Source organism: Streptomyces hokutonensis (assembly GCF_042751305.1).
GTDB lineage: Bacteria > Actinomycetota > Actinomycetes > Streptomycetales > Streptomycetaceae > Streptomyces > Streptomyces hokutonensis_A.
Window position 1 is genome coordinate 244,884 of sequence record NZ_JBHYWD010000007.1, and the last position, 24,404, is coordinate 269,287.

The window sequence follows — 24,404 nt, forward strand, 5'->3', positions numbered from 1 at the left end:
GGTCTGCCCGATGAATATCGGCCGAACAACCCTTTTTCAGCCATCACTTGACCGTACGGCGAGCCGTGCCACCGGCGTCCGCCTGCGCGCCACCGGCAGCAGCCACCACGCCGACGCCACCGACAGCACCGCGCCGACCGCGATCCCTTCGAGCCGGGTGGGCAGCAGGTGCAGCGCGTCCTGGCCGAAGTAGCCGAGGAGGAGGGACAGGGCGCAGGTCATTCCGGCGGCCCAGTAGGCGTAGTTGAGGGGGCGCAGCCACAACGCGACCGTGAGGACGGCGAACATCAGCGCCACGGAGGTGTCGCCGGTGACGCCGATCGACGCGACGCCCGCCGCCAGCAGGGTGCCGGCCGTGGCCCCGGCGAGCCGCTCAATTCCCTTGCGCAGTACGTCCGTTCGGCCCCGGTTGCCGCTCGCGGCGACGTACGCGGTGAGGACCACCCACGGCCAGTGGTCGTCGAAGAACAGCCGCCCGACGGCGAAGGCGGCGGCGATCCCGGCCGCCATCTGGAGGGCCATGCGGGTGCTCGGGCGAGGGTGGAGTCGGGAGGGGCGCGGCGGTTGGCCGGGGTCGGGTTCGGCACGCCAGGGCCGGGGCCCGAACCGGTCCCCCAACCCCTGCACCAGCCACACCACCCCGCACGCCAGCGCCCCGACCAACGCCGACCAGCCCCAAGTGACCAGCCCGCTCTGCGCCTTGGGCGGCAGCGCCGGACCCGGTACTACGAGGAGGGCCACCAGCGGGAGCGCCAGCAGGGTGCCGGCCTTCGTGGCGACGGGACCGAAGCGGCGGATCCAGATGGCCAGCGCCATGCCCGCGGTGTAGACGGCGGCGCCGAGTGTGTAGTGGGAGGCCAACAGCCTGCCGAGGAAGATCGAGGCGCCGGCCGTGACCGGCAGCAGGACGAGCGCGGTGAGCCTGCGGCGGGTGTCTGCGGTGCGCTGGGTGGAGGACAGGGTGAGGGTCAGGGCGACCGCGAGGACGAGGACGTCGGTGTGGAGTCCTTCGACGCCCTCCAGCCAGAGGGCGACGCCCCAGCAGAGCAGCACGGCGGTCATCGTCAGAGCCGCTTCGTACGCATTGCGTATTAGTTTGGCGGTCACTTGCCTTACGATAGCTGGGTGATGCATTCAAGGATAGTAAGTATTCGCGTACTATCTCTGCCATGGATCATCTCTCCGAAGCCGCCCGGATCCGTCGCGGTGTCGTACGGCTGAACCGGCGGCTGCGGCAGGAGCGCGGCAATGAGAGCGGGCTCAGTCCGAACCAGTTGATCGTGCTCGGGCATCTGCACCGGCATCGGTCGGCGACGCCCGGCGAGATCGCGACGGCCGAGCGGCAGCGGCCCCAGTCGCTCACCCGGACCTTCGCCGAACTGGAGGCGGAGGGACTGATCGCACGCGAGCCGGGCACCGCGGACCGGCGTCAGTCCGTGCTCACGCTGACGGCGGCGGGGCGGCGGGCGCTGGACCGGGACATGGCCGAGCGGGATGTGTGGCTGGCGGGCGCGCTGACGTCGTTGAGCCCGACGGAGCGGGGGGTGCTGGAGCTGGCGGGGGCGCTGATGGAGCGGTTGGCCGATGTGCCCTGAATGCCTGCGTACGGGCGTTCGAACAGTTTCACTGAACCTCCGGGCGGAGGGGGAGGCAAGGTGATCGGGAAGTGGCGTCAGCGTCGGCGTGATCGCTGGTTCATCGAGCGCCGGCAGCGGGAGACAGGCCCCTTCAAGGTCGGCACCGTGGACGAGTTCGTGCACGGTCCGGACGGCATGTGGATCGCCTACAACAGCTTCACCGGCAGCTTCGTCGCCCCGCTCACCAACGAACGCCGGGGAACGAAGCCCACGACGAAGGGCATGTCGCATCTGACGCTCAGCGCCGACGGGAAGACCCTGGCCACCCGTGGCCTCGGCAGGCAGATCATGCTCTGGGACCCGCGTTCCGGCCGGCTGCTCGCCGAGTTGCCCGCCCAGCCGCACGAGGTCCACCGGCTCGGCCTCGCCGCCGACGGCTCATGGATCGCGATCGGCGACCTGGACACGCTCCGGGTGCTGGAACTGCCCGGCCATCGCGAGCGCTTCACGCTCAAGCTGAGGGGTACGCGTTTCGCCGCCACGGAGAAGTGGCCGGCCGTCCCCGCCCGCGAACACGTGCAGATCCGGTCGACCGGCACCGGCGAGCTCCTGCACACCCTTGTAGCCCACACGGACCTCGTACTCGACTGCCGCATGTCGCCCGACCGCAAACACCTGCTGACCCTGGACCGCGGCAAGACACTCATCGTGTGGGACACGGCGGCCATCGTGACCTGACGCGGTTCAGAAACCGCCGCCGAAGTCGCCGCCGCCTCCCCCGTCGCCGCCCCCTCCGAAGTCCCCTCCCCCGAAACCGCCGCTGAAGTCCCCGGGGTCGAAGTCCGCCCCGGACACATCGCCTCCGTCGTAGCCGCCGCTGCCGAAGTCGCCGTAACCGGTGCCGTAGTCGGAGGCGTAGGACGGGGTGGCCATCATGCTGCCCAGCAGCGTGCCGACGAGGAGGCCGGGGAGGAGGCCGCCGCCGAAGTAGCCGCCCGCCCAGGGGCCGTAGGCCGGGCCCGCGTCCCAGTACGGGCGGCGGCCGTAGTCCGTGTCGACCTCGCGGATCATCGGGTCGCGGCCGTCGGCGAGCCGGGCCTGGTCAGCCGCGCAGACCGGGACCTCACGGGGTGCGCCCCCGGCCGGGGTCCAGGTGGCGTCGGCGACCGAGGGGCCGTGGCGCGGGTCGAAGAAACAGGGGGCGCGGCGCTCGGGCAGCGGACGGCCCTCGCGGCGGGCGGCGAGCTGCGCGAGCGAAAAACGGCCGTCCTCCAGGGCCTGGGTGACGGCCCGGACGTCCTCGGGTTTCGCGGCCGCCGCCATGTACGTCTTCGCCTGCTCGTAGGCGTCGAGGGCGCGTTCGTAGTCGGCGCGCATCGCGTCGTCGGCGCGTGGCTCGGCCGGGTGGAAGTCGAGACGGTCCAGTTCCTCGCCGAACGCGGTGATGTCCTCGTCCACCACCACCCGCAGCTTGTCGAGGGCGGCCCGCTGCTCCTCCAGCCTGCGGCGCCGGGAGCGTCGTACGAGGGTGTACGCCCCCGCGCCGCCGACCACCAGGACCCCGCCCGCGACGATCAGCGCCGTACCGGAGACTCCCCCGCCGTCCGAGGAACCGCCCCAGGACGCGGGTGCCGAGCCGCCCATGTTGGCGAGCGCCCGGTCGGTGAAGTCGGTGAGCTGGCTCTTCGCGTCCTCGCCCTGCACGCTGCTGACCAGGTTCTTCACGGCCGCGTTCGACAGAACCCGGGAGTCCGCGCGGGCGTCGAAACGGTCGCCGAGGCGGATCGCGTAGAGGCCGGTGATGCCGGTGGCGGTACGCACATCGGAGAAAAGGTTCGCCGTCGGGTAGTCGGCCGGGAGGACCACGACGAAGACCGGCTTGTCGGCCTTCTTGATGCGCTGGGCGAGCGCGTCGGCGTCGGCGGACGACAAGGAGGACGTCCCCGGGTCGACGTAGACGGGCCCCTTGCGCAGGGCCTGGCCTATCGTCGAGACGCCGGTGTCGGCGGCGGCCGGGGACGCCATGGTCAGGGCGGCGAGCAGCAGGGCCAGCAGCAGCCCCGGGAGGCTTCGGGTCCGAATCACGGCCTTCATGATTCGACGCTACCCGAAGCCTCCGGAACCGGTCATGCGCAGCGGGCTACGCCGCCTTGTACGCCTCCTCCAGCTTCCTCACCGCCGCCGCGTACTTCCCGGTCAGCAGCAGATGGTCCGCGTCGGCGAACGGCTTGGACACCGCCGCCGTGATGTTCTGGCCCACCTTCTGCTGGACGATCAGCCGCGCCTGGGTGACGAGCGCCTTGCCCGTCTCCGCCGACCGGGCCTTCGCCGCCGCGGCCTCCAGCGCCTTCAGCGTGGACGCGCCACCCGTCGGCGCCTTCGCCACGGTCGTCAGACCCCAGCCGTACGGGAACTGCGGATCGTACGTCGTGTCGCCGACGTTGATCGGCAACTGGGCCTCCGACTTCGGCCAGGTGACCGGGAGTTGACCCGTGAAGGAGCGCTTGCCGTAGAGGACGTCGGCCACGCCGTCGCCCTCGGTGCCGGGCAGCCAGGAGGCCACCAGGGCGTCGATCTTGGGGAGTTGGTCGCCGATCAGCTGCGGCCGCCCGGAGACGATCAGCACCGCGCACTTCATCGCCGCGCACACCTTGTCCACGGCTGCCTGGTCGGCGGGGGTGAGGGTGAGGTCGTTGCCGTTGCCCACATCGCCCACGCCCTCGGCGTACGGGGTCTCGCCGACGACGACCACACCCACGTCGTAGCCGCTGGTCGGGGCCGAGGCGTCCTTGGAGTACGTGACGTCACCGCCGGCGTTCTTCATGCCCTGGAGGATCGTCGTGCCGGTGGTGTTCGTACCGGACGAGCCCTGCCAGGTGATGGTCCAGCCGCCGGTCTGGTTGCCGAGGTCGTCGGCGTTGGAACCGGCGACATAGACCTTCTGCGACTTCTTCAGCGGGAGCACACCACCCGCGTTCTTCAGCAGCACCTGCGACTCGGCCGCCGCCTGCCGGGCCACGGCCCGGTGCGAACTGGACCCGATCCGGGCCGCGTTGCTCGTGTCGGCGTACGGCTTCTCGAAGAGTCCGAGCTTGAACTTCTGGGTGAGGATGCGCGACACGGCGTCGTCGATCCGCTTCTCGGTGACGTGGCCCGCCTTCACCTCGGCGACGAGCGTCGAGCTGAAGTCCTTGTAGCTGTACGGGACCATCATCATGTCGACGCCCGCGTTGACCGAGGTGCTGACGTGGGAGGCGTAGTCGCCGGGGAGCTGGTCGATGGCGTTCCAGTCGCTGATGACGAAGCCGTCGAAGCCCATCCGGTTCTTGAGGACGCCGTTGATCATGTCGGCGCGGGCGTGCATCTTCACCGGGCCGAGGCCGTCGCCGACGATGTCGAGCGAGGAGTACGACGGCATGACCGTGCCGATGCCCCGGTCCACGGCCGTCTGGTACGGCGCCAGGTGGATGGCTTCCAGCTGCTGCCGGGTGACGGTGGTGACGCCCTGGTCGATGGTGTAGGTGCCGGTGGTGGAGGAACCGTAGGCCGTGCCGCCGTCGCCGACGAAGTGCTTTGCGGTGGCGAGGACCTTGTCGTCGTCCTTCAACTGCTTGCCGTTCGCGGCGCCTTGGAGGCCCTGGATCATCGTCTCCATGGACTGCACCAGCGCCGGGTCCTCGCCGAAGGACTCGTAGGAGCGGCCCCAGCGTTCGTCACGGGTGACGCAGAGGCAGGGCGCGAAGTCCCACGGGACACCGGTCGAGCGGACCTCACTGGCCGTCACCGAGCCTGTCCTCTCGGCGAGTTGGGGGTCGCGGGTCGCGCCGATGCCGATGTTGTGCGGCATGATCGTGGCGCCGGCCAGGTTGTTGTGGCCGTGGACCGCGTCGACGCCGTAGATCAGCGGGATCTGGAACCGCGTTGCCTGCGCCCGGAGTTGGTACGAGTCGATCATCTTCGCCCAGGCGGCCGCCGTGTTGGGCGTGGGGGTCGAGCCGCCGCCGGAGAGCAGTGAGCCGAGGTCGTAGGTGGCGATGTCGGCGCCGGTCCCGATGCCGCCGCGCTCGGCCTGGGTCATCTGCCCGGCCTTCTCCTCCGGCGACATGCGCTTGACGAGGTCGGCGACGCGCTTCTTGACCGGCAACTTGCTGTCCAGGTACGGCAGTCCGTGCGCGTCGATGACGACCTGCGGGGTCTCGGCCGGGGCCTTGGCGCCGGTGACCGTGAGCTTCAGCGGGATCGTCTCGGCGTTCTCGGCGGACTTGTCCTTGAGGGTGCGGACCTTGACGGTCTGCGTGGTGCCGGACGCGGTGCCCGCCGGGAAGGTGAGGGTGCCGGAGACCGGGGTGTAGTCCTTGCCCGCTTCCGCGGTGCCGCCGTCGGACGTGTAGGCGACGGTCACCGGGTCGTCGATCGGCGCGGAACCGGTGGTGGCGACGGTGACCTTGACCGTGGCCGTTCCGCCCTCCTTGACCGGGTGGACGGCCGAGTCGGTGGTGACGTTCGCGCGCAGCGACTGATCCGCCTTGCCGTACAACTCGACGTCGTCCATGGCGAATTGGCTCTTGATGCCGACGGGGAGCGTGACCGCGTAGCCCCACATCTGCGTCAGCCCGAGGACGTGGTCGATGCCGCCGACCGGCTGGTAGTCCGTGCGGTACACGAAGTCGGTGAACGGGATCTCGATCTGCTTCCAGCCCGTGAAGTTGTCCGTGAAGGACGTCGTCCACAGCTCGGAGGCCTCGCCGTTGGCGCCGCCGTCCTTGATCTCGAAGTTGGCCGACTTGCCCGTGTTCTGGCCGTCCCACCAGAAGCGGATGCCCTGGTGGGCGGACCAGTCGTGGGCGGGCTCGGTCGCGGCGTAGTCGTGGGTGAAGCCGCCGTAGCCGCTGATGTCGTACGTGCCGGTGAGTACCTTGGCGCCCTCGGGGGCGTCCGGTCTCGCGGTCAGGGCCAGCTGGGGCGGGTCGTCGTTGTCGCCGCCCCAGGTGAAGATGCCCTCGGCGGGCTGGCTCGCGAAGGGCACCTCGCCCTCGAAGCGGTCTACGGGGGTGGGGGCTGGGTCGGCGGCGGCGGCCGCCTGGGACACGGCGGCCGGTGACAGCAGCGCGGCGCACAGGGCGGTGGAAACGAGCAGGGCGGTTCTTGGCATGGACCTTCCCTCGGCTCTGGGGCTCTGGTTCACTCTGGGATCGCACAGTTCACTCATGACTTAGATCACGCCGTGAGTTAACTAACGGCCCGCAGACCCGTCAAGACGTCTCGTCAGGAAGGGCTAACGCATCCATGTCCAGGAGAACCCCCCGCACGGCCCGGCTGCTGCTCGCCGGGCTGCTCTCCGTGGCCGGTTTCACCGCCGCCGTACCACCCGCGCACGCGGCCGGTGAACAGGTCACGGCCTGGCTCACCACCACCGACGACGCCGCCGGACGCCATGTCACGCGCGGCCTCCAGGCCCAGACCCCGTTCGCCTTCTCGTCCGGGACGGGCGGCAGCGGCGAGAACATCACCGTCGACGAGAACACCCGCTACCAGACCTTCACCGGCGGCGGCGCGTCCTTCACGGACACCGCGGCCTGGCTGATGAACAGCAGCGGCGCGCTGTCGACGGCGACCCGCAACGCGACCATGACCAAGCTGTTCTCGCCGACGGACGGGATCGGGCTGTCGTTCCTGCGCAATCCGATGGGCGCCTCCGACCTGGCCCGGTACGGGTACACGTACGACGACGTGGCCTCCGGCCGGACCGACCCGAACCTCACCTCCTTCTCGATCGCGCACGACCTGGCGGACGTGGTGCCGCTGACCAGGCAGGCGCTCTCCCTCAACCCCTCTCTGACTGTCATGGCCTCGCCATGGACGGCTCCCGCGTGGATGAAGGACAGCGGCTCGCTCAACGGCGGCTGGCTGAAGTCCGAGGACTACGGCGCCTACGCCAACTACTTCATCAAGTACCTCCAGGCGTACAAGGACCAGGGCATTCCGGTCTCGTACGTGACCGTCCAGAACGAGCCGACCTGCTGTTCCGGCTACCCGTCGATGAGCTGGAACGCCTCCGGGCTCGCCTACTTCACGAAGAGCGAGCTGCTGCCCAAGCTCAACGCGTCCGGCCTGACGACGAAGGTGCTGGCGCACGACTGGAACTGGGACGTATACGACTCGTACGCGGCGGCGACCGTGGACGACGCGGCCGTCCGCTCCAACCCCAACTTCGGCGGCATCGCCTGGCACGGCTACAGCGACATCAGCGGGGTCACCAAGCAGACCACCGTCCACAACCAGTACCCCACCCTCGACGCCTTCGGCACCGAGCACTCCGGCGGCACCTGGATCGCCAACCAGCAGCGCGAGGACATGAACAACATCATCGACTACACCCGCAACTGGGCGAAGTCGGTGACCAAGTGGTCGCTGGCCGTGGACCAGAACATGGGCCCGCACAACGGCGGTTGCGGCACCTGCACGGGCCTGATCACCGTGCACAACGGTGACGGCGCCAGCGGGACCGTCGACTACACCGTCGAGTACTACACGATGGGCCAGCTGACGAAGTTCGTCCGGCCGGGCGCCCAGCGGATCGCCTCCACGGCGTCCACCAACGTGCCCAACGTGGCGTGGCGCAACCCCGACGGCTCGAAGGCGCTGATCGCGTACAACGACGCGTCCACCGCGAAGACCGTCACCATCAACTGGGGTGGCCAGCACGCGACTTACTCCCTCCCCGGCAAGACCTCGGCGACGTTCACGTGGACGGGCACGCAGTCCGGCGGGGGCGCCCAGACCGGTGCGTTCGTGGGCCTCGCGAGCAAGTGCCTTGATGTGGCCGGTGCTTCGACCACCAACGGCACCGCCGTCCAGCTCTACGACTGCAACGGCTCGACCGCCCAGCAGTGGACCGTGGGCACCGACGGCACGGTGCGGGCGCTCGGCAAGTGCCTGGACGTGACGTCGGCTTCGACGGCGGACGGGGCCAAGGTGCAGTTGTACGACTGCAACGGAACCGCCGCGCAACAGTGGTCGTACAACTCCTCGACCGGTGATGTGGTGAATACGGCGGCCAACAAGTGCCTTGACGTGACGGGCAATTCGTCGACGAACGGGACGCGGGCGCAGATCTGGACGTGCACGGGGGCTGCCAACCAGAAGTGGCACTTGCAGTAGGCAGGGCGGGTCGTGTCCCGCCCTCGACGGGGGGGGCGGGGCATGAGACATGTCGTAGTGACGGTTGTGGGTGTGTCGGCCGGGGTGGGGTTACTGAGCGCGTGCAGTCCGGCGCAGCTGCCACTGGCCGCGGCCTGGCTGGACACGGCCGGCCGGCCGGTCGCGCTGGTACGGCCGTGCGGTCACGACCGCGCGGCGAGCATCGACCTCGACAGTTGGACCGCGGAAGAAGCAGCGGACGGGGCGAGTGGGACACCGGAGGACCCGGGCGCGGACACCCACTGGGGGACACCTCTCATCGGGCCCCCCGGGGAGCCCTTCGGCACAACGACGTTCCCGCTCTTCGAGCCGCCCCGCTCGTGGCGGACCGAGGCGGCCGGGCCGCAGACACTGGCGCCCGACCGCACCTACCACCTGAAGTTCACGGTGATCGACGGCCCCGGCGTCAAGTACACCGGCGTCCTCGACTTCACCGCGAAGGACCTCACGTCGCTGCACTCCGGCCAGGTCTGGGCCGACAGCCGTGCGATGAGCCGGGACGACTTCGACGACCTCGTGGACGACGCGTGCTGACCCGGAGGGCGGCGGCGGTCGTGGGTGCGGTGGCGGGGTGTCTGCTGCTCGGCGGGTGCACGGCCGAGGATCTGCCGCTGGCCGGGGTGCGGGTCGGGGCGGACGGGGCGCCGTACGCGCTGATCCGGCCCTGCGGGGACGACAGTTACCAGTCGCCGTCGCTCGACGGGTGGGCCAGGGGGATCGACGACGGACCGGTCACCACGGGGTGGGACGTGCGGAAGGAGAAGCTGAAGGGGGACGCCGAGTTCCCGCTGTTCTCGCCGCCGGCGGCCTGGCGGGCCCGGCACCGGGGCGAGCAGCGGCTCCTGGCGAAGCACCACTACTCGCTGACCTTCGGGCACTACGTCACCGGCGACTCGTACAACGGGTTCGTCGACTTCTCCACCGAACAGATCACCGCCCTGAAGCCCGGCCAGGTCTGGGCCGACGACAAGGCCATGAGCCTCGGCGAGTTCGAGAGACTCGCCGAGAACTCCTGCTGAGGGCGGGCTACTTGGCGGGCTCGACGCCGGCGCGGAGGAGGCCGTAGGTGTACGCGTCCTCCAGCGCCTGCCAGGACGCGGCGATGACGTTCTCCGCGACGCCGACCGTCGACCACTCGCCCGAGCCGTCGGACGTGGAGATCAGGACGCGGGTCGTGGAGGACGTGCCGTGGACGCCTTCCAGGATGCGGACCTTGTAGTCGACGAGGTCGAGCTTGGCGAGCTGGGGGTAGATCTTCTCCAGGGCCACGCGCAGGGCGCGGTCGAGGGCGTTGACCGGGCCGTTGCCCTCGGCGGTGGCGACGATGCGCTCGCCCTTGGCGTACAGCTTGACGGTGGCCTCGTTGGCGTGGCTGCCGTCGGGGCGGTCCTCGACGATCGCGCGCCAGGACTCGACCTGGAAGTAGGAGCGGGCCTTGCCCTCCGCCTCGGCGCGGAGGAGGAGTTCGAAGGAGGCGTCGGCCGCTTCGTAGGTGTAGCCCTTGAGTTCGCGCTCCTTGACGCGGTCCACGACCCGGCCGACCAGCTCGCGGTCGCCGCTGATGTCGACGCCGAGTTCCTTGCCCTTGAGCTCGATGGAGGCACGGCCCGCCATGTCGGAGACCAGCATCCGCATGGTGTTGCCGACCTGCTCGGGGTCGATGTGCTGGTACAGGTCCGGGTCGACCTTGATCGCGGAGGCGTGCAGGCCGGCCTTGTGGGCGAAGGCCGATACGCCGACGTACGGCTGGTGCGTGGAGGGGGTGAGGTTGACGACCTCGGCGATGGCATGGGAGATGCGGGTCATCTCGCGGAGCTTGCCGTCGGGGAGGACCTTCTTGCCGTACTTCAGCTCCAGGGCCGCGACCACCGGGAAGAGGTTGGCGTTGCCGACGCGCTCGCCGTAGCCGTTGGCCGTGCACTGGACGTGGGTCGCGCCCGCGTCGACGGCGGCAAGGGTGTTGGCGACCGCGCAGCCCGTGTCGTCCTGGGTGTGGATGCCGAGCCGGGCGCCGGTGTCGGCGAGAACCGTGGCGACGACCGCCTGGACCTGCGCCGGGAGCATCCCGCCGTTGGTGTCGCAGAGGATCACGACGGACGCGCCGGCCTCGGCGGCGGACCGTACGACCGCCTTCGCGTAGTCGGGGTTGGCGCGGTAGCCGTCGAAGAAGTGCTCGCAGTCGACGAAGACGCGGCGGCCCTGGGCGACCAGGTGGGAGACGGTGTCGCGGACCATCTCCAGGTTCTCGTCGAGGGTCGTGCGCAGGGCCAGCTCGACATGCCGGTCGTGGGACTTGGCGACCAGCGTGATCACATCGGCGCCGGAGTCCAGGAGCGCCTTGACCTGCGGGTCCTCGGCGGCCTTGGCGCCGGCGCGGCGGGTGGCGCCGAACGCGACCAGCTGCGCGTGCTTGAACTCGATCTCCTGCTGGGCGCGGGCGAAGAACTCGGTGTCCCGCGGGTTGGCGCCCGGCCAGCCGCCCTCGATGAAACCGACGCCGAAGTCGTCCAGGTGCCGGGCGATGGCCAGCTTGTCCGCGACGGTGAGGTTGATGCCCTCCCGCTGCGCGCCGTCACGCAGGGTCGTGTCGAAGACGTGGAACGCATCGTCGAGTGCGCTGGTTTCCGTCATGGTGTCTGGCTCCTGAGGATCTGAATCTCGGTCTGTACCGGAATGACCGGCTCCACCGTCCCTCAATGATCCCTCGCACTGCTCTCCCGGCTGAAGGTGGGCCAGAAAAGCGAAAAACCCCTCGCGGGTGCGAGAGGTCTGCGCGCGGGTCGAGAGACGACGGTGATCGCCCGTACCTGGTCGTACGAGGCGGTCACTGCGGACCGGCGCGCCTGCTGCCAATAATCGTGGCGAACGAGAACACGGGGGCAGTCTGGCACAGCCCCCGTGCTCCGCTCATGGGTGTCTCAGGATGCGGTCGATCACCCGACCGTCCGCAGGAAGATGTCCGACACCCCGTTGGTGTCCCCCACCAGCAGATCGGGGGACGCCGACTCGAAGGCGACGACCGTGCCGTCCGCGTTGACGGACGGGTGCCCGGCCGGCAGGTCGTTACGGTGACCCCGGACGTCGACACTGATCAACTGCGTTGCCCCGGTGGCCAGTTCACGCAGGTATACGGCCCCGTCCCGGACGTACGCGACACTCGCGCCGTTCCCGGCGAGCGAGGGCCGGCTGCCACGCAACCGGATCGTGGTCCCGGCGTCGAGGTCGCGGACGTCCACGTACCGGCCGTGCTGGAAGGCGACCTTGCGGCCGTCCTCGCTGAGGGAAGGCCGCGACGCGTGGTCGCCGGCCTGCTCCAGCGTGCCGGTGTCCAGGTCACGGACGTGGACGGCGCCGCCCTGCTCGAAGGCGATGTAACGGCCCTGGCCGCTGATGGCCGGGTGGTCCGCCGCCTCGCCCGTGGGGGCGCTGACCACGTCCACCGTGCCGCCGTTGAACTTGAAGCGGTAGATCCGGGGCTGCGGATGCGGGTCGGTGTCGGTGGCCGGGAGCGTGGCCGCGTAGGTGATCCACTGGCAGCCGGGGTCCACCGCGGGCTGTCCCATCCAGGTGAAGCGGATGCCCTGGTAGGAGGAGATGCCGCCCAGTTTGCCGACCGAGAGGTCACGGACGAAGACCTCGGGAGCGGCGTCGGTCGCGTGCGGTGCGACGTAGCCGGTCATGCGCCCGCTGGTGCAGGGTGTGCCCTCGGCCGAGGGTTTCTGGGTGCTGGAGTTGACCAGGGAGACCGTGTCGAACGCGTTGACGAACACATTGCCGTCCGACGTGAAGGACACGGTCCGCCCGTCCGCCATGACCGGGTCGTGGGACGCGGTGGCGAGCTGCTGTCCGTCCCGCGTCGTGCTGATCCGTTCGGTGACGGACGGCATCGGGGTCGGGTTCTTCCCGATCCCGCCCGAGAAGACGAACACGTCCGCCGCCTTGTTGGTGTCGCCGGTCACCAGGTGGGACGCGTCCGAGGCGAACGCCACCGCACGTCCTCCGGCGGCCAGCCCTTCCTCGCCCGGTATCGCGTACGGCGCGAGGTCCGCCCCGCGCAGCCCGGTCCGCAGGTCGCGCACCCGGGTGCCGTCCTCGCCCGTGACGACGGCGTACCGGCCGTCCGCCGTGGCCGCCCGCGGCTGCCCCTCGGCCACCCGGCGCGACGTGCCCGTGCGCAGGTCGTGGACGTACAGGCCGCCCTCGGCGTCGAGGAGGACGCGGTTGCCGTCCGCGGTGATCCGGACCAGGAAGGCCACGCCGAGCCCCTGGTCGACCTGGGTCCGCTCGCCCGTCCGCCGGTCCCGGACGAAGACGTCGGCCGGGTCCGCCTCGGAGTCGCTGCGGGTGCCGTACGCGACCTTCTGACCGTCGCCGCTCACCGAGACGCCGTTCTTGTCGCCCTCCTCGGCCGGGGACACCAGGGTGTCGGTGCCGGTGGCCGTGTCACGGACGTACAGGAGCCGGAAGTTCGACGATCCGTTGCGGTTGCCGATGGTGTACGCGATGTGCGTGCCGTCCGGACTGATCGACTGGGCGCGGCCCAACTCGTTTGATCCGGGCGGGTTCTCGGGCCACAGCCGCTCCGTGCGGCCGGTGGCGCGGTCGTACAGGTACGGCGCCAGGAACCGGGTGCCCGCGGAGAACGCGACGCGGCTCCCGTCGGCGCTCAGCATCGGCGAGCCGTACGTGTAGCCGCTGCCGAGGTCGATCCTGGTGACCGCGCCGGTGCCCAGGTCCTTCTCCAGCAGGCACGGGGTGAACTCCGCGCAGCCGAAGCTCGCCGCCCGGGACACGAACGCGACATGGCGGCCGTCGGCGCTGATCGCCGGGTCGCCCGAGGGTCCGTCGGCCTGGCTTCCGTCGGCGGCCGTGCTCACCCTCTCCGTGCCGGGCACATGCGGTGCGGCGGACGCGGCGGCCGGCGAGACGAGTGCGAGCAGCAGCGTCACCCCCAGGCCGACGCCGAACACACCTGCGGATCTGGACATGCTTCCCCCTGAGATCCCCGTGGACGCTTCTCCCCCGGCCCTGCGCCGAGGGCTCCATTCGAGGCAAACGCACCACGCACTACCGGGTCAATCGGCCGTATTGCGTACAACCGGGACGGAAGGTCACGCGTCCGCGAGAAGCCCTTCCTCCACCAACTCCCTCACGTGGACGAGAACTTGAGCCCGGTCCGTGCCGCGCAGGCCGATCGCGACGTGGATGGAGAAGCCGTCGAGGAGGGCGCGGAGGCGGGTGGCGAAGCGGTCGGGGTCGACGGCCCGGAACTCACCGCGCGAGACGCCCTCCGCGATCAGGGCGACGAGGTCGCGGTGCCAGACGCCCTCGATGGCGGCCTGCCGGTCGCGGGCCGCGTCGTCGGCGTTCTGCGAGCGGTTCCAGACCTCCAGCCAGAGCGTCCAGTGCGGGTCGCGGTGGCCGTCGGGGACGTACAGGCAGACGTACGCGTCGAGGCGTTCGCGAGCGGTGGCACGGCCTGTGAGCAGGCGTCCGCGCTCCGCGCCCAGTCTGCCCTCGCTCCACTCCAGGGTCTGGAGCAGCAGTTCGTCCTTGGAGTGGAAGTAGTAGAGGAGATGGCCGCTGCTCATGCCGACCTCGCGGCCGAGCGCCGCCATGGTGAGCTGTTCCAGACCGCGTTCGGCGATCATGCGCATGGCTGCGGCGAGGACTTCCTCGCGCGGCGGCGCGTTCTTCCGCGCACCGGCCATCGCCCGACTCCCTAGACCCTCGGCTGCTGTTGCGTGACGCAGTGGATACCGCCACCACCCGCGAAGATCGTACGGGCGTCCACCGGCGTGACCGTCCGCTCGGGGAAGAGGCGCCGGAGGATACCGGCCGCGACCTCGTCGTTCGGATCGTCGAAGGCACAGAGCACGACCCCGCCGTTGCAGAGGTAGTGGTTGATGTAGGAGTAGTCGACCCAGTGGCCGTCCTCGTCCTTGAGGACGGTCGGCGCGGGGACCTCCACGACCTCCAGGGGGCGGCCCTTCGCGTCGGTCTCGGCGCGGAGGAGGGCCAGGTACTCCTGGGAGCGGGCGTGGTCCGGGTGGGCCGGGTCGCGCTGGCTGTGGACCAGTACGGTGCCGGGCCGGGCGAAGGCCGCGACGATGTCGACGTGGCCCTGGGTGCCGTAGACGCCGTAGTCGCCGGTGAGGCCGTGCGGGAGCCAGATGGCCTTCGTGGTGCCGAGCCTGGCGTGGATCTCCGCCTCGACCTGCTCGCGCGCCCAGCCGGGGTTGCGGCCGGCGCCGAGCTGGACCGTCTCGGTGAGCAGGACGGTGCCCTCGCCGTCGACGTGGATGGCGCCGCCCTCGTTGACGAGCGTGCTGCTCAGGGCCGGCACTCCGGCGAGGTCCGCGACATGGCGGGCGATCTTGGAGTCGTGTTCCCAGCGGGCCCAGTCCTGGCCGCCCCAGCCGTTGAACGTCCAGTCCACGGCGGCCAGTTCACGGCCGTCGGTGACGAACGTGGGGCCGATGTCCCGCATCCAGGCGTCGTCGAGGTCGCGCTCGACCAACTCGACGTCCGGGCCGAGCAGTTCGCGCGCCGACCCGCCCTGGCCCGGCCCGTGCACCATCGTCACCGGTTCGAAGCGGCGCACGGCACGGGCCACGGACGCCCAGGCGGCGCGGGCCTCCGTCAGTTCCTCGTCGGTGGCGAAGGTGGGGTTGGGTCCCGGCCAGGCCATCCAGGTGCGCTCGTGCGGGGCCCACTCGGGGGGCATGCGATAGGTCATGAGGAACTCCGGGGGGCCTAGAGGAAGTAGAGGCGGTTGAGGGAGACGGACTCGGCCGGTTCGGAGCGGATCGGTTCGCCGTCCAGGGTGACCAGGCCGGTGCGCTGGTCGACGTCGACCGCTCCGGTACGGGAGTTGAGGCGCAGGTCGGCGGGACCGATGCCACGGGTGCCGCGAACTGCCACCCGGCGGCGGCGAGTCGGCATGGAGTCCCCGCCCTGGTCCAGGGCCGCCTGCGCGACGAACGCCACGGAGATGTCGGCGGGCGTGCTGCCGTGCGCGCCGAACTGCGGGCCCAGGACGAGGGGTTCGCAGGTGTCGGTCGCCGCGTTGGGGTCACCGACCACGCCGTAGGCCGGGAACCCCGACTTCAGCACCAGCTGCGGTTTCGCGCCGAAGTACTCGGGCCGCCACAGCACGATGTCGGCGAGCTTGCCGACCTCCAGCGACCCCACCTCGTGCGAAAGTCCGTGCGCGATCGCGGGGTTGATGGTCAGCTTGGCGATGTAGCGCAGGACGCGTTCGTTGTCGTGGTCCTCAGGGGCGCCGAGTTCGGCCTTCATCTTCCCGGCCATCGCGAACGTACGGCGGACCGTCTCCCCCGCCCGGCCCATCCCCTGCGCGTCGGACGAGGTGATGCCGATCGCGCCCAGGTCGTGCAGCACGTCCTCCGCGCCCATCGTCCCGGCGCGGATACGGTCGCGGGCCATGGCGGCATCGCCCGGCAGGTCGGTCTTCAGGTCGTGGACGGAGACGATCATGCCGTAGTGCTCGGCGACCGCGTCCCGGCCGAAGGGCAGAGTGGGGTTGGTGGAGGAGCCGATGACGTTCGGAACTCCCGCCATTTTCAGCACATTCGGCACGTGTCCGCCGCCGCAGCCCTCGATGTGGAAGGCGTGGATGGTGCGCCCTTCGAGCACCCGCAAGGTGTCCTCGACGGACAGGCACTCGTTCAACCCGTCGCTGTGCAGGGCAACTTGGACGTCGTACTCCTCGGCGACCCGCAACGCGGTGTCCAGCGCGCGGGTGTGGGCGCCCATGTCCTCGTGCACCTTGAAGCCGGACGCGCCCCCTTCGGCCAGCGCCTCGACCAGCGGAGCCGCGTCGGAGGACGAACCCCGGCCCAGGAAGCCGATGTTGACCGGCCAGGCGTCGAAGGCGTTGAAGGCGTGGCGCAGCGCCCAGGGCGAGTTGACGCCGACGCCCCACACCGGGCCGAACTCCTGCCCGATGATCGTGGTGACCCCGGAGGCGAGGGAGGCCTCCATGACGCGCGGCGACAGCAGATGGACGTGCGTGTCGACGGCACCGGCGGTGGCGATGAGCCCCTCGCCGGAGACGATGGACGTACCGGTTCCGACGACGACGTCCACCCCGTCGAGGGTGTCGGGATTCCCTGCCCGCCCGATGGAGCAGATCCGGCCTTCCCGGATCCCGATGGACACCTTCCGGATGCCCAACACCGCGTCGATCACGACGACATTGCTGACGACCACGTCGCAGGTCTCGCGCACGGCGGCTGCCTTGAGGTGGAGTCCGTCGCGGGCCGTCTTGCCGAAGCCGGCGAGGAACTCGTCGCCGTAGCGCTGCGAGTCGGACTCGACGCGGATCGTCAGACCCGAGTCGCCGAGGCGGACGCGGTCGCCGGCGCGGGGGCCGTGGGTCGCGGCGTACTCGTACGGGTTCACAGCTCGACTCCCAGATAACCGCAGGCGGTTGCCCGGCGCAGCGCCTCTTCCTTCGCGCCCGGCGCGTCCAGCGGACCGTCGACGAGCCCGGCGAAACCGATCGCGATCCGCTCACCGCCGATCGGCAGCAGACCGACCTCGGCGCTCTCGCCCGGGCCGAAGCGGACGGAGGATCCGGCGGGTACGGCGAGCCGCATGCCGTAGGCCTCGGCGCGCGGGAAGTCGAGGCGCGGGTTGGCCTCGAAGAAGTGGAAGTGGGACGTCACGGAGACGGGCACGGTCGCGGTGTTGGTGACGGTGAGCCGGACGACCGCCTCGGGCTCGGCGTGCGCGGGCCCGGGAAGGAGCGCGCCCGGGGCCTCGCCCCCGAGTCCCCCGCCGATGGGATCGGAGACGACCGCCAGCCGGGAACCGTCGTCGAAGACCGCCTCGACATGGACCTCGGTGACGACATCGGCGACCCCGGGCAGGACGTCGTCCGGCCCCAGGACCGACCGAGCGCGCTCGATCGCGATGGCAAGTCGCGCACCGTCCCGGGCCGCCTCGCACACCGTGTCCGCGATGAGCGCGGTGGCCTCCGGCACGTTGAGCCGGAGGCCGCGCGTCTTGCGGGCGCGGGCCAGCTCGGCGGCCGAGAAGAGCAGCAGCCGGTCGCGTTCTGTGGGGGTCAGTCTCATCCCATGTCCCTCCTTTAGAGCATCACTCTAAACGGTAAAACCCATTTCTGGAACGGTTGACGGGTTGGCCATCCCCGGTTCACATTGAGCGTCACTCTAAAACTGAAGGGACCCACCATGCCGATCGAACAGCACGGAGTCGACACCATCCCCGACGAGGAGCGCACCAGCGGTCCGCGTGACCTCGTGTCGATCCTGCTCGGTTCCAACCTCTGCCTCGGCGTGATCATCTTCGGCTGGCTGCCGCCGTCCTTCGGGCTCGACTGGTGGGCCTCGGTCTCGTCGATCGTCGCGGGCACGGCGGTCGGGACGGTGTTCACGGCCCCGCTCGCCCTGGTCTCCCTGCGCACCGCCACCAACCTGTCGACCTCGTCCGGCGCCCAGTTCGGAGTGCGGGGGCGGCTGGTCGGCTCGGTCGTGGGACTGCTCCTCGCCCTCGGCTACACCGCGCTGACCGTGTGGATCGGCGGAGATGTGATGGTGGGCGTGCTGGGGCGGCTGTTCGGACTGCCGGCGGACGGAACGTCGTACGCCGTCGTCTACGCGCTGCTCGCCGGGGCGACCGTCGCGGGCGCGGTCTACGGCTACCGGGTGCTGCTCGCGATGTCCCGCGTGCTCTCGGTCGGCATGACCGCGCTGCTGGTCCTGGGCGTGATCGCGTACGCCCCGCACTTCACGACCGGTGCGCTGCCGGACGCGGGCGGCTATCTGCTGGGCGGGTTCTGGCCGACGTGGTGTCTTGCGACGGTGGCGGCGGGACTGTCCGGGCCGATCGCCTTCATCACCCTCCTCGGCGACTACACGCGCTACATCTCCCCGGCCCGCCACACCTCCCGCAAGATCCTGCACGCCACCTGGCTCGGCCTGATCGCCGGTCTCCTGATCCCCCAGCTCTTCGGCACGTTCACGGCGTTCGGGGCGCGCGCGGCCCTCGACTACGCGGGCCCGCTGGTGTCGGCGTCGCCCACCTGGTACCTCGTCCCGCTCCTGCTCGCCGCCTCGGCGGGCTCGGTCGGCAACGCCGGGCTGATGCTCTACTCCATGGGCCTCGACCTGGACGCGATCCTGTCCCGCGCGTCGCGGACCCGGGCCACCTGCACGGTCGCGATCGTCGCCACGGTGTGCGTGTTCGTCGGCCTCCCCCAAACGCTCGGCTTCGCTCGCGCCCGGGGGGACCCCCATCGCCTGGAACGCGCAGTCGGCGATGACGTCCTTCGTACTGCTGTTGACGGCGATCGGCACGCCGTGGGCGGTCATCACGCTCATCGGATTCGTACGGTGCCGGGGCCTGTACGACGCGGACGCCCTCCAGGTCTTCAACCGCCGCTCCCGGGGCGGCATTTACTGGTACCGCGCGGGCTGGAACATCCCGGCCGCGGTCTCCTGGGCGGTCGGCGCGAGGGTCGGGCTGCTGGCCGTGTCCCTGCCGTCGTACGAGGGGCCGTTGCTGTCGCTGACGGGCGGGGTGGACTGCAGTTTCCTGTTGTCGGGGGTGGTGGGCGGTGTGGTGTACCTCGCGCTCACGGCCGGGCAGGCGTCAGTGCGCCGCGAGCCCCGGCAGGAACTCACTCGCGCCGAAAGCCGGTTTCAGGTCCGTGAACCAGGTCGCGCTCTCGTCGTAGGCCGCGAAGAACGGGCGGTCGACCAGGGACGGGTCGCGGGCCTGGATGAGGTGAAGGACGAAGACCTTCTCGCCGGCCACCTCGGCGATGCCGTCGACGCAGACCTTGCCGGGCATCGCGGACATGACCGGGCCGCGGACCGTGCGGGCGAGGCCGGAGACTCGGGCGTAGGCGTCGCGGAAGATCTGGTGGCCGCGGGCCAGCGGGACGCCGAAGTAGCCCTGGGGGCCGGTGTCGCGCTCGACGAACTGGTAGTACGGCACCGCGCCGAGCGTGGTCGTCTCGTCCCACAGTTCGGCCCAGGCCTCGGCGCTGTCGTTGATGCCGGCCACCAGCGGGCCCTGGCAGCGGATCACGGCGCCCGTGCCCCGTACCCGGCGCATCGCCTCCCGTACGACCGGCGGGCGCAGCTCCTGGGGGTGCGTGAAGTGGGCCATCAGGGCCAGGTGACGGCCGCTCGCCACCACCTTCTCGAAGAGGCGCAGCAGGTCGTCGGCGTCCCGGTCGGTCGTGAAGCGGTACGGCCAGAACGCGAGGGACTTGGTGCCGATGCGGATCGAGCGGATCGTGTCGATCTCCAGGAGGGGGTCGACGTAACGGCTCAGGACCTCCGTGCTCATGACCAGCGGGTCGCCGCCCGTGATGAGCGTGCTGGTGACCTCGGGGTGGGCGCGGAGGTAGGCGGACGTGGTCGCGATGTCGTCGGTGGCGATGCGGAGTTCGGACTCGCCGACGAACTGCGGCCAGCGGAAGCAGTACGTGCAGTAGGCGTGGCAGGTCTGGCCCTGGCGCGGGAAGACCAGCACGGTTTCCGGGTACTTGTGCTGGAGTCCTTCCAACCGCTCGCCCTCGTGCACGGGCACGTTGGCGTCGAGCTGGCCCGAGGGGTGCGGGTTCAGCTTCATCCTGATCTCGTGGGCCGTGCGCAGGACTTCGGCCTTCGGTGCCTCCTGGGAGAGGAGGTCGGCCATCTGCTTGACGTCGGGTTCGGGCAACATCCCGGCCTGCGGGAACGTCAGCCGGAAGATCGGGTCGTCGGGCACCGCCGACCAGTCGATCAGCTCGTCCACGACGTAACTGTTCGTACGGAAGGGCAGCACCGAGGAAACGGCCCTCAGGGCGAGCCGTTCGCCGGCCGACAGGGACACGCGTTTCAGCAGTCCGTCCAGGTCACGGGGCGTGAAGGCGCGAAAGCGGGGGTGGTGCGCTGAACTCATGTGTGCCGGGGCCCTCTATTCCGTGACCAGGACCGTAGGCGGCCGTAGTTCCACGAAGGCCGCCGCCTGCGCATCGTACTTCTCCGTGAAGTGGTGGATGAGCCGCCCGTGCAGCTCGCTGCGGTCGTCGACCACCATGACCTCGAACTCTTCGCCGGGGCCCAGCACCCCGCTGTGGGCGGAGAGTTGGTCGAGGCGGCGGCGCGCCAGGTAGGTGACGAGGTCGGGGGCCTCGACGTACAGACGGTCGTCGACGTAGACGAAGCGGCAGCTGAACTCCCGCCGTCCGTCGGACGCGTCGACCAGGGTCACCGGCAGATGGGTGAAACGGTCCATGGGTTTGCCCTGCTGCCACAGCTCGTCGAAGCGCTGCTCGACGAAGGTGCCGAGCGGGGAGCGGACGGCGACCTCCAACTGGACGCCCTCGCCGGAGAGCCGGCCGACGGTGAGGAAGGAGACGAGACAGCGCTCGTCCCAGCGGTAGAGGGTCACTCCGGGGGAGGTCGAGCAGAGCCGTACCTCCAGCAGGTTCCGGGAGTGCTCGTCGAGCCGCTGCACGAACCGGTCCAGGGTGCGCAGGTTGCGCATGATGTCGCGGCGGATGTCGGCGCTCTGCTCGCCGAGTTCGCGCCCGCGCAGGATCACGGCGAGCGAGTCGGGGTCCAGGAGCAGGATCTGCACCCGGGCGCCGTGCGCGGTGGCCGAGCGGACACCGCGGAAGAGGCGCTCGGAGAACTGCGGGCCGAACAGGTTGGAGAAGGTGTCGAGGACCTTCACGTTGGACGTGGAGCCGTACACCTGCGCGGCGAACCACTCGTAGTCGAGCCGGGTGTGTTCGCGGACCCGGCCCTCCTGGGCCCGGGAGATCAGCGGACCGATCACGAAGACGGTGATGACCACGCCGACCAGGTCGGTGCCCAGGTTGAGGGAGAGGTTCTCGGCGTAGCTGTCCATCGTGCCGGCCCGCCACAGCAGGAGTCCGGCGACGGCGGCGAGCAGCGCGAGCACGGTGAGGCTCTGCGGGCGGCGCGGAGTGCGTAACGCGCGCAGCAGCCAGCGCAGTCGCGGTATCGGCCCACCACTCACCGCGTTCCCTCCCCCGTGTTCCCGTCTCCTGCGGAATCAGTGGATACCCGCACGGGGGAGGCGATACGCGTCGAACCAACTTCCGGCCCTCGACCGGGAGCCCGGCTCAGCCCAGCGGATGCATCCACCCATGCTTGTCCACCGCGTCACCGCGCTGGATGTCGAGAAGTGCCGCGCGGAGCTTCAGCGTGACCTCGCCGGGCTCGCCCGCGGACTGCTGCCACTCGGCGCCGGTGCGCTTGACCGTGCCGACCGGGGTGATGACCGCGGCCGTACCGCAGGCGAAGACCTCGGTCAGCGTGCCGTTCTCGGAGTCGCGCTGCCACTGGTCGATGGAGATCCGGCCCTCTTCCGGCTCGTAGCCGAGGTCGCGGGCGAGGGTGAGGAGGGAGTCGCGGGTGACGCCCTCCAGGATGGAGCCGGTGAGGGTGGGGGTGACGATCCTGTTGCCGTACACGAAGTACAGGTTCATGCCGCCGAGTTCCTCGACCCACTTGCGCTCGACGGCGTCGAGGTAGCAGACCTGGGCGCAGCCCTGTTCGGCGGCCTCGGCCTGGGCGAGGAGGGACGCGGCGTAGTTGCCGCCGGTCTTGGCGTCGCCCATGCCGCCGGGGACGGCGCGGACGTGGTCCTCGGAGACCCAGATGGAGACGGGCTTCACGCCGCCGGGGAAGTAGGCGCCGGCCGGGGAGGCGATGACGAGGAAGAGGTACTCGTTGGCGGGCTTCACGCCCAGCCCGACCTCGGTCGCGATCATGAACGGGCGGAGGTAGAGGGACTCCTCGCCGCCGTGCGCCGGGACCCAGTCGCGGTCCTGCTGGACCAGCACGTCACAGGCCTCGATGAACGTCTCGACCGGCAGCTCGGGCATGCCGAGGCGGCGGGCGGAGGTCTGGAAGCGGCGGGCGTTCTTCTCGGGGCGGAAGGTGGCCACCGAGCCGTCGGCCTGACGGTAGGCCTTGAGGCCCTCGAAGATCTCCTGCGCGTAGTGCAGGGTCATGTTCGCGGGGTCGAGGGAGAGCGGGCCGTACGGCACGAGCTGGCCGTCGTGCCAGCCGCGGCCCTCGGTCCACTTGATCGTCACCATGTGGTCGGTGAAGTGGCGGCCGAACCCGGGGTTCGCCAGAATCGCGTCGCGCTCGGCGGCGGAAAGTGGCGAGGCCGAGGGCTTGAGCTCGATCGTGGGCGTCGTCATGAGTGCTTGTCCTTCACCGGTTGTGTGTGACGGGCCGCGCTCACGCCCTCGACTGCCAGTGGCCAGTGTTAGGACGTCCGAGCATTGCCTCATTCCGCGGCTCCGCGTTCGATTATCGCGCGAGGTGGACCGTGGACGAAAACGGCGTGAATGCGACCCAGGGATGATGGTGGCACCCGGCGGGGACGTAAGAAAAGCCGCCGGGTGCATGTGCGACCCGGCGGCTTCGAAATACTGCGAGAGATTTCGAGAAGAGCGGCGGGTCAGCCGGCTACTCGTACGGCGAGCGCGTCGCCGATCTCGGTGGTGCTGCGCGCGGGCCTGCCGGTGCGCTCCGCGAGGTCGGCGGAGACGGCCTCCTCGATGCGCACGGCCTCGGCCTCGTAGCCGAGGTGGCGCAGCAGGAGGGCGACGGACAGGACCGTGGCGGTGGGGTCGGCCTTGCCCTGGCCCGCGATGTCGGGCGCGGAGCCGTGCACGGGCTCGAACATCGAGGGGAACTCGCCGGACGGGTTGATGTTCCCGCTGGCGGCGACGCCGATGCCGCCGGAGACGGCCGCGGCGAGGTCGGTGATGATGTCGCCGAAGAGGTTGTCGGTGACGATCACGTCGAAGCGGGCCGGGTCGGTGACGAGGTAGATCGTCGCCGCGTCCACGTGGATGTAGTCGGTGGTGACCTCGGGGAACTCGGCCGCGACCTTGTTGAAGACGTTCGTCCACAGGTGGCCCGCGAAGGTCAGCACGTTGTTCTTGTGGACCAGCGTGAGCTTCTTGCGGGGGCGGGCCTGGGCGCGGGCGAAGGCGTCCCGGACCACGCGCTCGACACCGAAGGCCGTGTTGACGGAGACCTCGGTGGCGACCTCGTGCTCGGTGCCCTTGCGGATGGTGCCGCCGTTGCCCGTGTACGGGCCCTCGGTGCCCTCGCGGACCACGACGAAGTCGATCTCCGGCTCACCGGCGAGCGGGGTCGCCACACCCGGGAGCAGCTTGCTCGGCCGCAGGTTGACGTGGTGGTCGAAGGCGAAGCGGAGCTTCAGCAGGAAGCCGCGCTCAAGTACCCCGGACGGGACCGACGGGTCACCGATCGCACCCAGCAGGATCGCGTCGTGCGGCTTCAGCGCGGCCAGGTCGGCGTCGGTGAGGGTCTCACCGGTCGCGTGGTAGCGGCGGGCGCCGAAGTCGAACTCCTTGGTCTCCAGCTTCACGTCCTGCGGAAGGACGGCGGAGAGGACCTTGAGACCTTCGGCCACGACTTCCTGACCGATGCCGTCACCGGGGATCACTGCGAGATCGATGCTGCGAGACATGCCCGCCACCGTACTCCGCGTCCCATGGGATGACACCGGGTGTCCATGATACGGACGCGCATCGAGGGAGCGGTGTCGGCCGTTCGACGTACGTTC

Annotated in this window: 18 protein-coding genes and 1 pseudogene; 6 read left to right on the forward strand and 13 right to left on the reverse strand. The window is 70.3% G+C overall.

From position 1 onward, the window contains the following. Positions 1-36: 36 nt before the first annotated feature. Entirely contained in the window at positions 37-1,107 is a 1,071-nt protein-coding gene (locus tag ACFXC1_RS20840; protein ID WP_381244648.1) for an FUSC family protein, read from the reverse strand. Positions 1,108-1,169: 62 nt separating this feature from the next. Between ACFXC1_RS20840 and ACFXC1_RS20845 the strand changes: the two genes are divergently transcribed. Together ACFXC1_RS20845 and ACFXC1_RS20850 are read left to right on the forward strand one after the other, a co-directional pair. After that, positions 1,170-1,595 (forward strand): MarR family winged helix-turn-helix transcriptional regulator, encoded by a 426-nt coding sequence (locus ACFXC1_RS20845; protein WP_381244649.1) that lies wholly within the window; start codon positions 1,170-1,172, stop codon positions 1,593-1,595. A gap of 60 nt (positions 1,596-1,655) precedes the next feature. Continuing rightward, a complete protein-coding gene (locus tag ACFXC1_RS20850) occupies positions 1,656-2,315 on the forward strand; it encodes a WD40 repeat domain-containing protein (RefSeq protein ID WP_381244651.1) in 660 nt (219 codons plus the stop codon). Between the two features lie 6 nt (positions 2,316-2,321). On the opposite strand, the gene ACFXC1_RS20855 is transcribed toward ACFXC1_RS20850, so the two are convergent. Both ACFXC1_RS20855 and ACFXC1_RS20860 read right to left on the reverse strand, forming a co-directional pair. Next, positions 2,322-3,671 (reverse strand): hypothetical protein, encoded by a 1,350-nt coding sequence (locus tag ACFXC1_RS20855; RefSeq protein WP_381244653.1) that lies wholly within the window; start codon positions 3,669-3,671, stop codon positions 2,322-2,324. Positions 3,672-3,717: 46 nt separating this feature from the next. Next, complete coding sequence (locus tag ACFXC1_RS20860) at positions 3,718-6,729, reverse strand: glycoside hydrolase family 3 protein (protein WP_381244655.1); 3,012 nt, start codon at positions 6,727-6,729, stop codon at positions 3,718-3,720. A gap of 134 nt (positions 6,730-6,863) precedes the next feature. Between ACFXC1_RS20860 and ACFXC1_RS20865 the strand changes: the two genes are divergently transcribed. The 3 genes from ACFXC1_RS20865 to ACFXC1_RS20875 are packed head-to-tail and all read left to right on the forward strand — an operon-like array spanning position 6,864 to position 9,796. Further along, a complete protein-coding gene (locus tag ACFXC1_RS20865) occupies positions 6,864-8,738 on the forward strand; it encodes a ricin-type beta-trefoil lectin domain protein (protein WP_381244657.1) in 1,875 nt (624 codons plus the stop codon). A gap of 42 nt (positions 8,739-8,780) precedes the next feature. Next, a complete protein-coding gene (locus ACFXC1_RS20870) occupies positions 8,781-9,311 on the forward strand; it encodes a hypothetical protein (protein ID WP_381244658.1) in 531 nt (176 codons plus the stop codon). Next, positions 9,305-9,796, forward strand: coding sequence for a hypothetical protein (locus ACFXC1_RS20875; protein ID WP_381244660.1), 492 nt, complete (start codon positions 9,305-9,307; stop codon positions 9,794-9,796). The genes ACFXC1_RS20870 and ACFXC1_RS20875 overlap by 7 nt, the downstream gene beginning before the upstream one ends. 7 nt (positions 9,797-9,803) lie before the next feature. Here ACFXC1_RS20875 and cimA read toward each other — a convergent pair whose 3' ends face one another. The 6 genes from cimA to ureA form a co-directional block, all read right to left on the reverse strand. Next, positions 9,804-11,408: a citramalate synthase gene (cimA, locus tag ACFXC1_RS20880; RefSeq protein ID WP_381244662.1), complete on the reverse strand. Its 1,605-nt coding sequence runs from the start codon at positions 11,406-11,408 to the stop codon at positions 9,804-9,806. A gap of 302 nt (positions 11,409-11,710) precedes the next feature. Continuing rightward, entirely contained in the window at positions 11,711-13,765 is a 2,055-nt protein-coding gene (locus tag ACFXC1_RS20885; RefSeq protein ID WP_381244664.1) for a hypothetical protein, read from the reverse strand. 123 nt (positions 13,766-13,888) lie between these two features. Beyond that, on the reverse strand, positions 13,889-14,488 hold the full coding sequence (locus tag ACFXC1_RS20890; protein WP_381244666.1) for a TetR/AcrR family transcriptional regulator: 600 nt from the start codon (positions 14,486-14,488) through the stop codon (positions 13,889-13,891). An 11-nt stretch (positions 14,489-14,499) separates the two neighbouring features. Beyond that, positions 14,500-15,516, reverse strand: a complete 1,017-nt coding sequence (locus ACFXC1_RS20895; protein ID WP_381244668.1) for an agmatine deiminase family protein — start codon at positions 15,514-15,516, stop codon at positions 14,500-14,502. A 17-nt stretch (positions 15,517-15,533) separates the two neighbouring features. Next, positions 15,534-17,204, reverse strand: a complete 1,671-nt coding sequence (locus ACFXC1_RS20900) for an urease subunit alpha (RefSeq protein ID WP_381244670.1) — start codon at positions 17,202-17,204, stop codon at positions 15,534-15,536. After that, positions 17,201-17,881 (reverse strand): urease subunit gamma, encoded by a 681-nt coding sequence (gene ureA / locus ACFXC1_RS20905; RefSeq protein WP_381244672.1) that lies wholly within the window; start codon positions 17,879-17,881, stop codon positions 17,201-17,203. Before ureA ends, ACFXC1_RS20900 begins: the two co-directional genes overlap by 4 nt. A 117-nt stretch (positions 17,882-17,998) precedes the next feature. Here ureA and ACFXC1_RS20910 point away from each other — a divergent pair. Then, positions 17,999-19,436, forward strand: a pseudogene (locus tag ACFXC1_RS20910) (cytosine permease); the annotation flags it as partial. On the opposite strand, the gene ACFXC1_RS20915 reads toward ACFXC1_RS20910, so the two are convergent. From ACFXC1_RS20915 to ACFXC1_RS20930, 4 genes are all read right to left on the reverse strand, one after another. Continuing rightward, entirely contained in the window at positions 19,419-20,720 is a 1,302-nt protein-coding gene (locus ACFXC1_RS20915) for a KamA family radical SAM protein (RefSeq protein ID WP_381244674.1), read from the reverse strand. The pseudogene ACFXC1_RS20910 and the gene ACFXC1_RS20915 sit on opposite strands and share 18 nt — an antisense overlap. Positions 20,721-20,735: 15 nt before the next feature. Next, complete coding sequence (locus tag ACFXC1_RS20920) at positions 20,736-21,806, reverse strand: hypothetical protein (protein ID WP_381244676.1); 1,071 nt, start codon at positions 21,804-21,806, stop codon at positions 20,736-20,738. 106 nt (positions 21,807-21,912) lie between these two features. Continuing rightward, complete coding sequence (locus ACFXC1_RS20925; RefSeq protein WP_381244678.1) at positions 21,913-23,001, reverse strand: branched-chain amino acid aminotransferase; 1,089 nt, start codon at positions 22,999-23,001, stop codon at positions 21,913-21,915. Positions 23,002-23,264: 263 nt separating this feature from the next. Then, positions 23,265-24,308, reverse strand: coding sequence for a 3-isopropylmalate dehydrogenase (locus tag ACFXC1_RS20930; RefSeq protein WP_381244680.1), 1,044 nt, complete (start codon positions 24,306-24,308; stop codon positions 23,265-23,267). Positions 24,309-24,404 lie beyond the last annotated feature (96 nt).

What these genes read in the sequence shown, in the direction of transcription:
- ACFXC1_RS20865 (WP_381244657.1), top strand. Translation starts at nt 6,864, where the DNA reads ATGTCCAGGAGAACCCCCCGCACGGCCCGGCTGCTGCTCGCCGGGCTG.
- ACFXC1_RS20895 (WP_381244668.1), bottom strand. Translation starts at nt 15,516, where the DNA reads ATGACCTATCGCATGCCCCCCGAGTGGGCCCCGCACGAGCGCACCTGG.
- ACFXC1_RS20930 (WP_381244680.1), bottom strand. Translation starts at nt 24,308, where the DNA reads ATGTCTCGCAGCATCGATCTCGCAGTGATCCCCGGTGACGGCATCGGT.
- ACFXC1_RS20855 (WP_381244653.1), bottom strand. Translation starts at nt 3,671, where the DNA reads ATGAAGGCCGTGATTCGGACCCGAAGCCTCCCGGGGCTGCTGCTGGCC.
- ACFXC1_RS20925 (WP_381244678.1), bottom strand. Translation starts at nt 23,001, where the DNA reads ATGACGACGCCCACGATCGAGCTCAAGCCCTCGGCCTCGCCACTTTCC.
- ureA (WP_381244672.1), bottom strand. Translation starts at nt 17,881, where the DNA reads ATGAGACTGACCCCCACAGAACGCGACCGGCTGCTGCTCTTCTCGGCC.
- cimA (WP_381244662.1), bottom strand. Translation starts at nt 11,408, where the DNA reads ATGACGGAAACCAGCGCACTCGACGATGCGTTCCACGTCTTCGACACG.
- ACFXC1_RS20885 (WP_381244664.1), bottom strand. Translation starts at nt 13,765, where the DNA reads ATGTCCAGATCCGCAGGTGTGTTCGGCGTCGGCCTGGGGGTGACGCTG.
- ACFXC1_RS20870 (WP_381244658.1), top strand. Translation starts at nt 8,781, where the DNA reads ATGAGACATGTCGTAGTGACGGTTGTGGGTGTGTCGGCCGGGGTGGGG.
- ACFXC1_RS20915 (WP_381244674.1), bottom strand. Translation starts at nt 20,720, where the DNA reads ATGAGTTCAGCGCACCACCCCCGCTTTCGCGCCTTCACGCCCCGTGAC.
- ACFXC1_RS20845 (WP_381244649.1), top strand. Translation starts at nt 1,170, where the DNA reads ATGGATCATCTCTCCGAAGCCGCCCGGATCCGTCGCGGTGTCGTACGG.
- ACFXC1_RS20860 (WP_381244655.1), bottom strand. Translation starts at nt 6,729, where the DNA reads ATGCCAAGAACCGCCCTGCTCGTTTCCACCGCCCTGTGCGCCGCGCTG.
- ACFXC1_RS20890 (WP_381244666.1), bottom strand. Translation starts at nt 14,488, where the DNA reads ATGGCCGGTGCGCGGAAGAACGCGCCGCCGCGCGAGGAAGTCCTCGCC.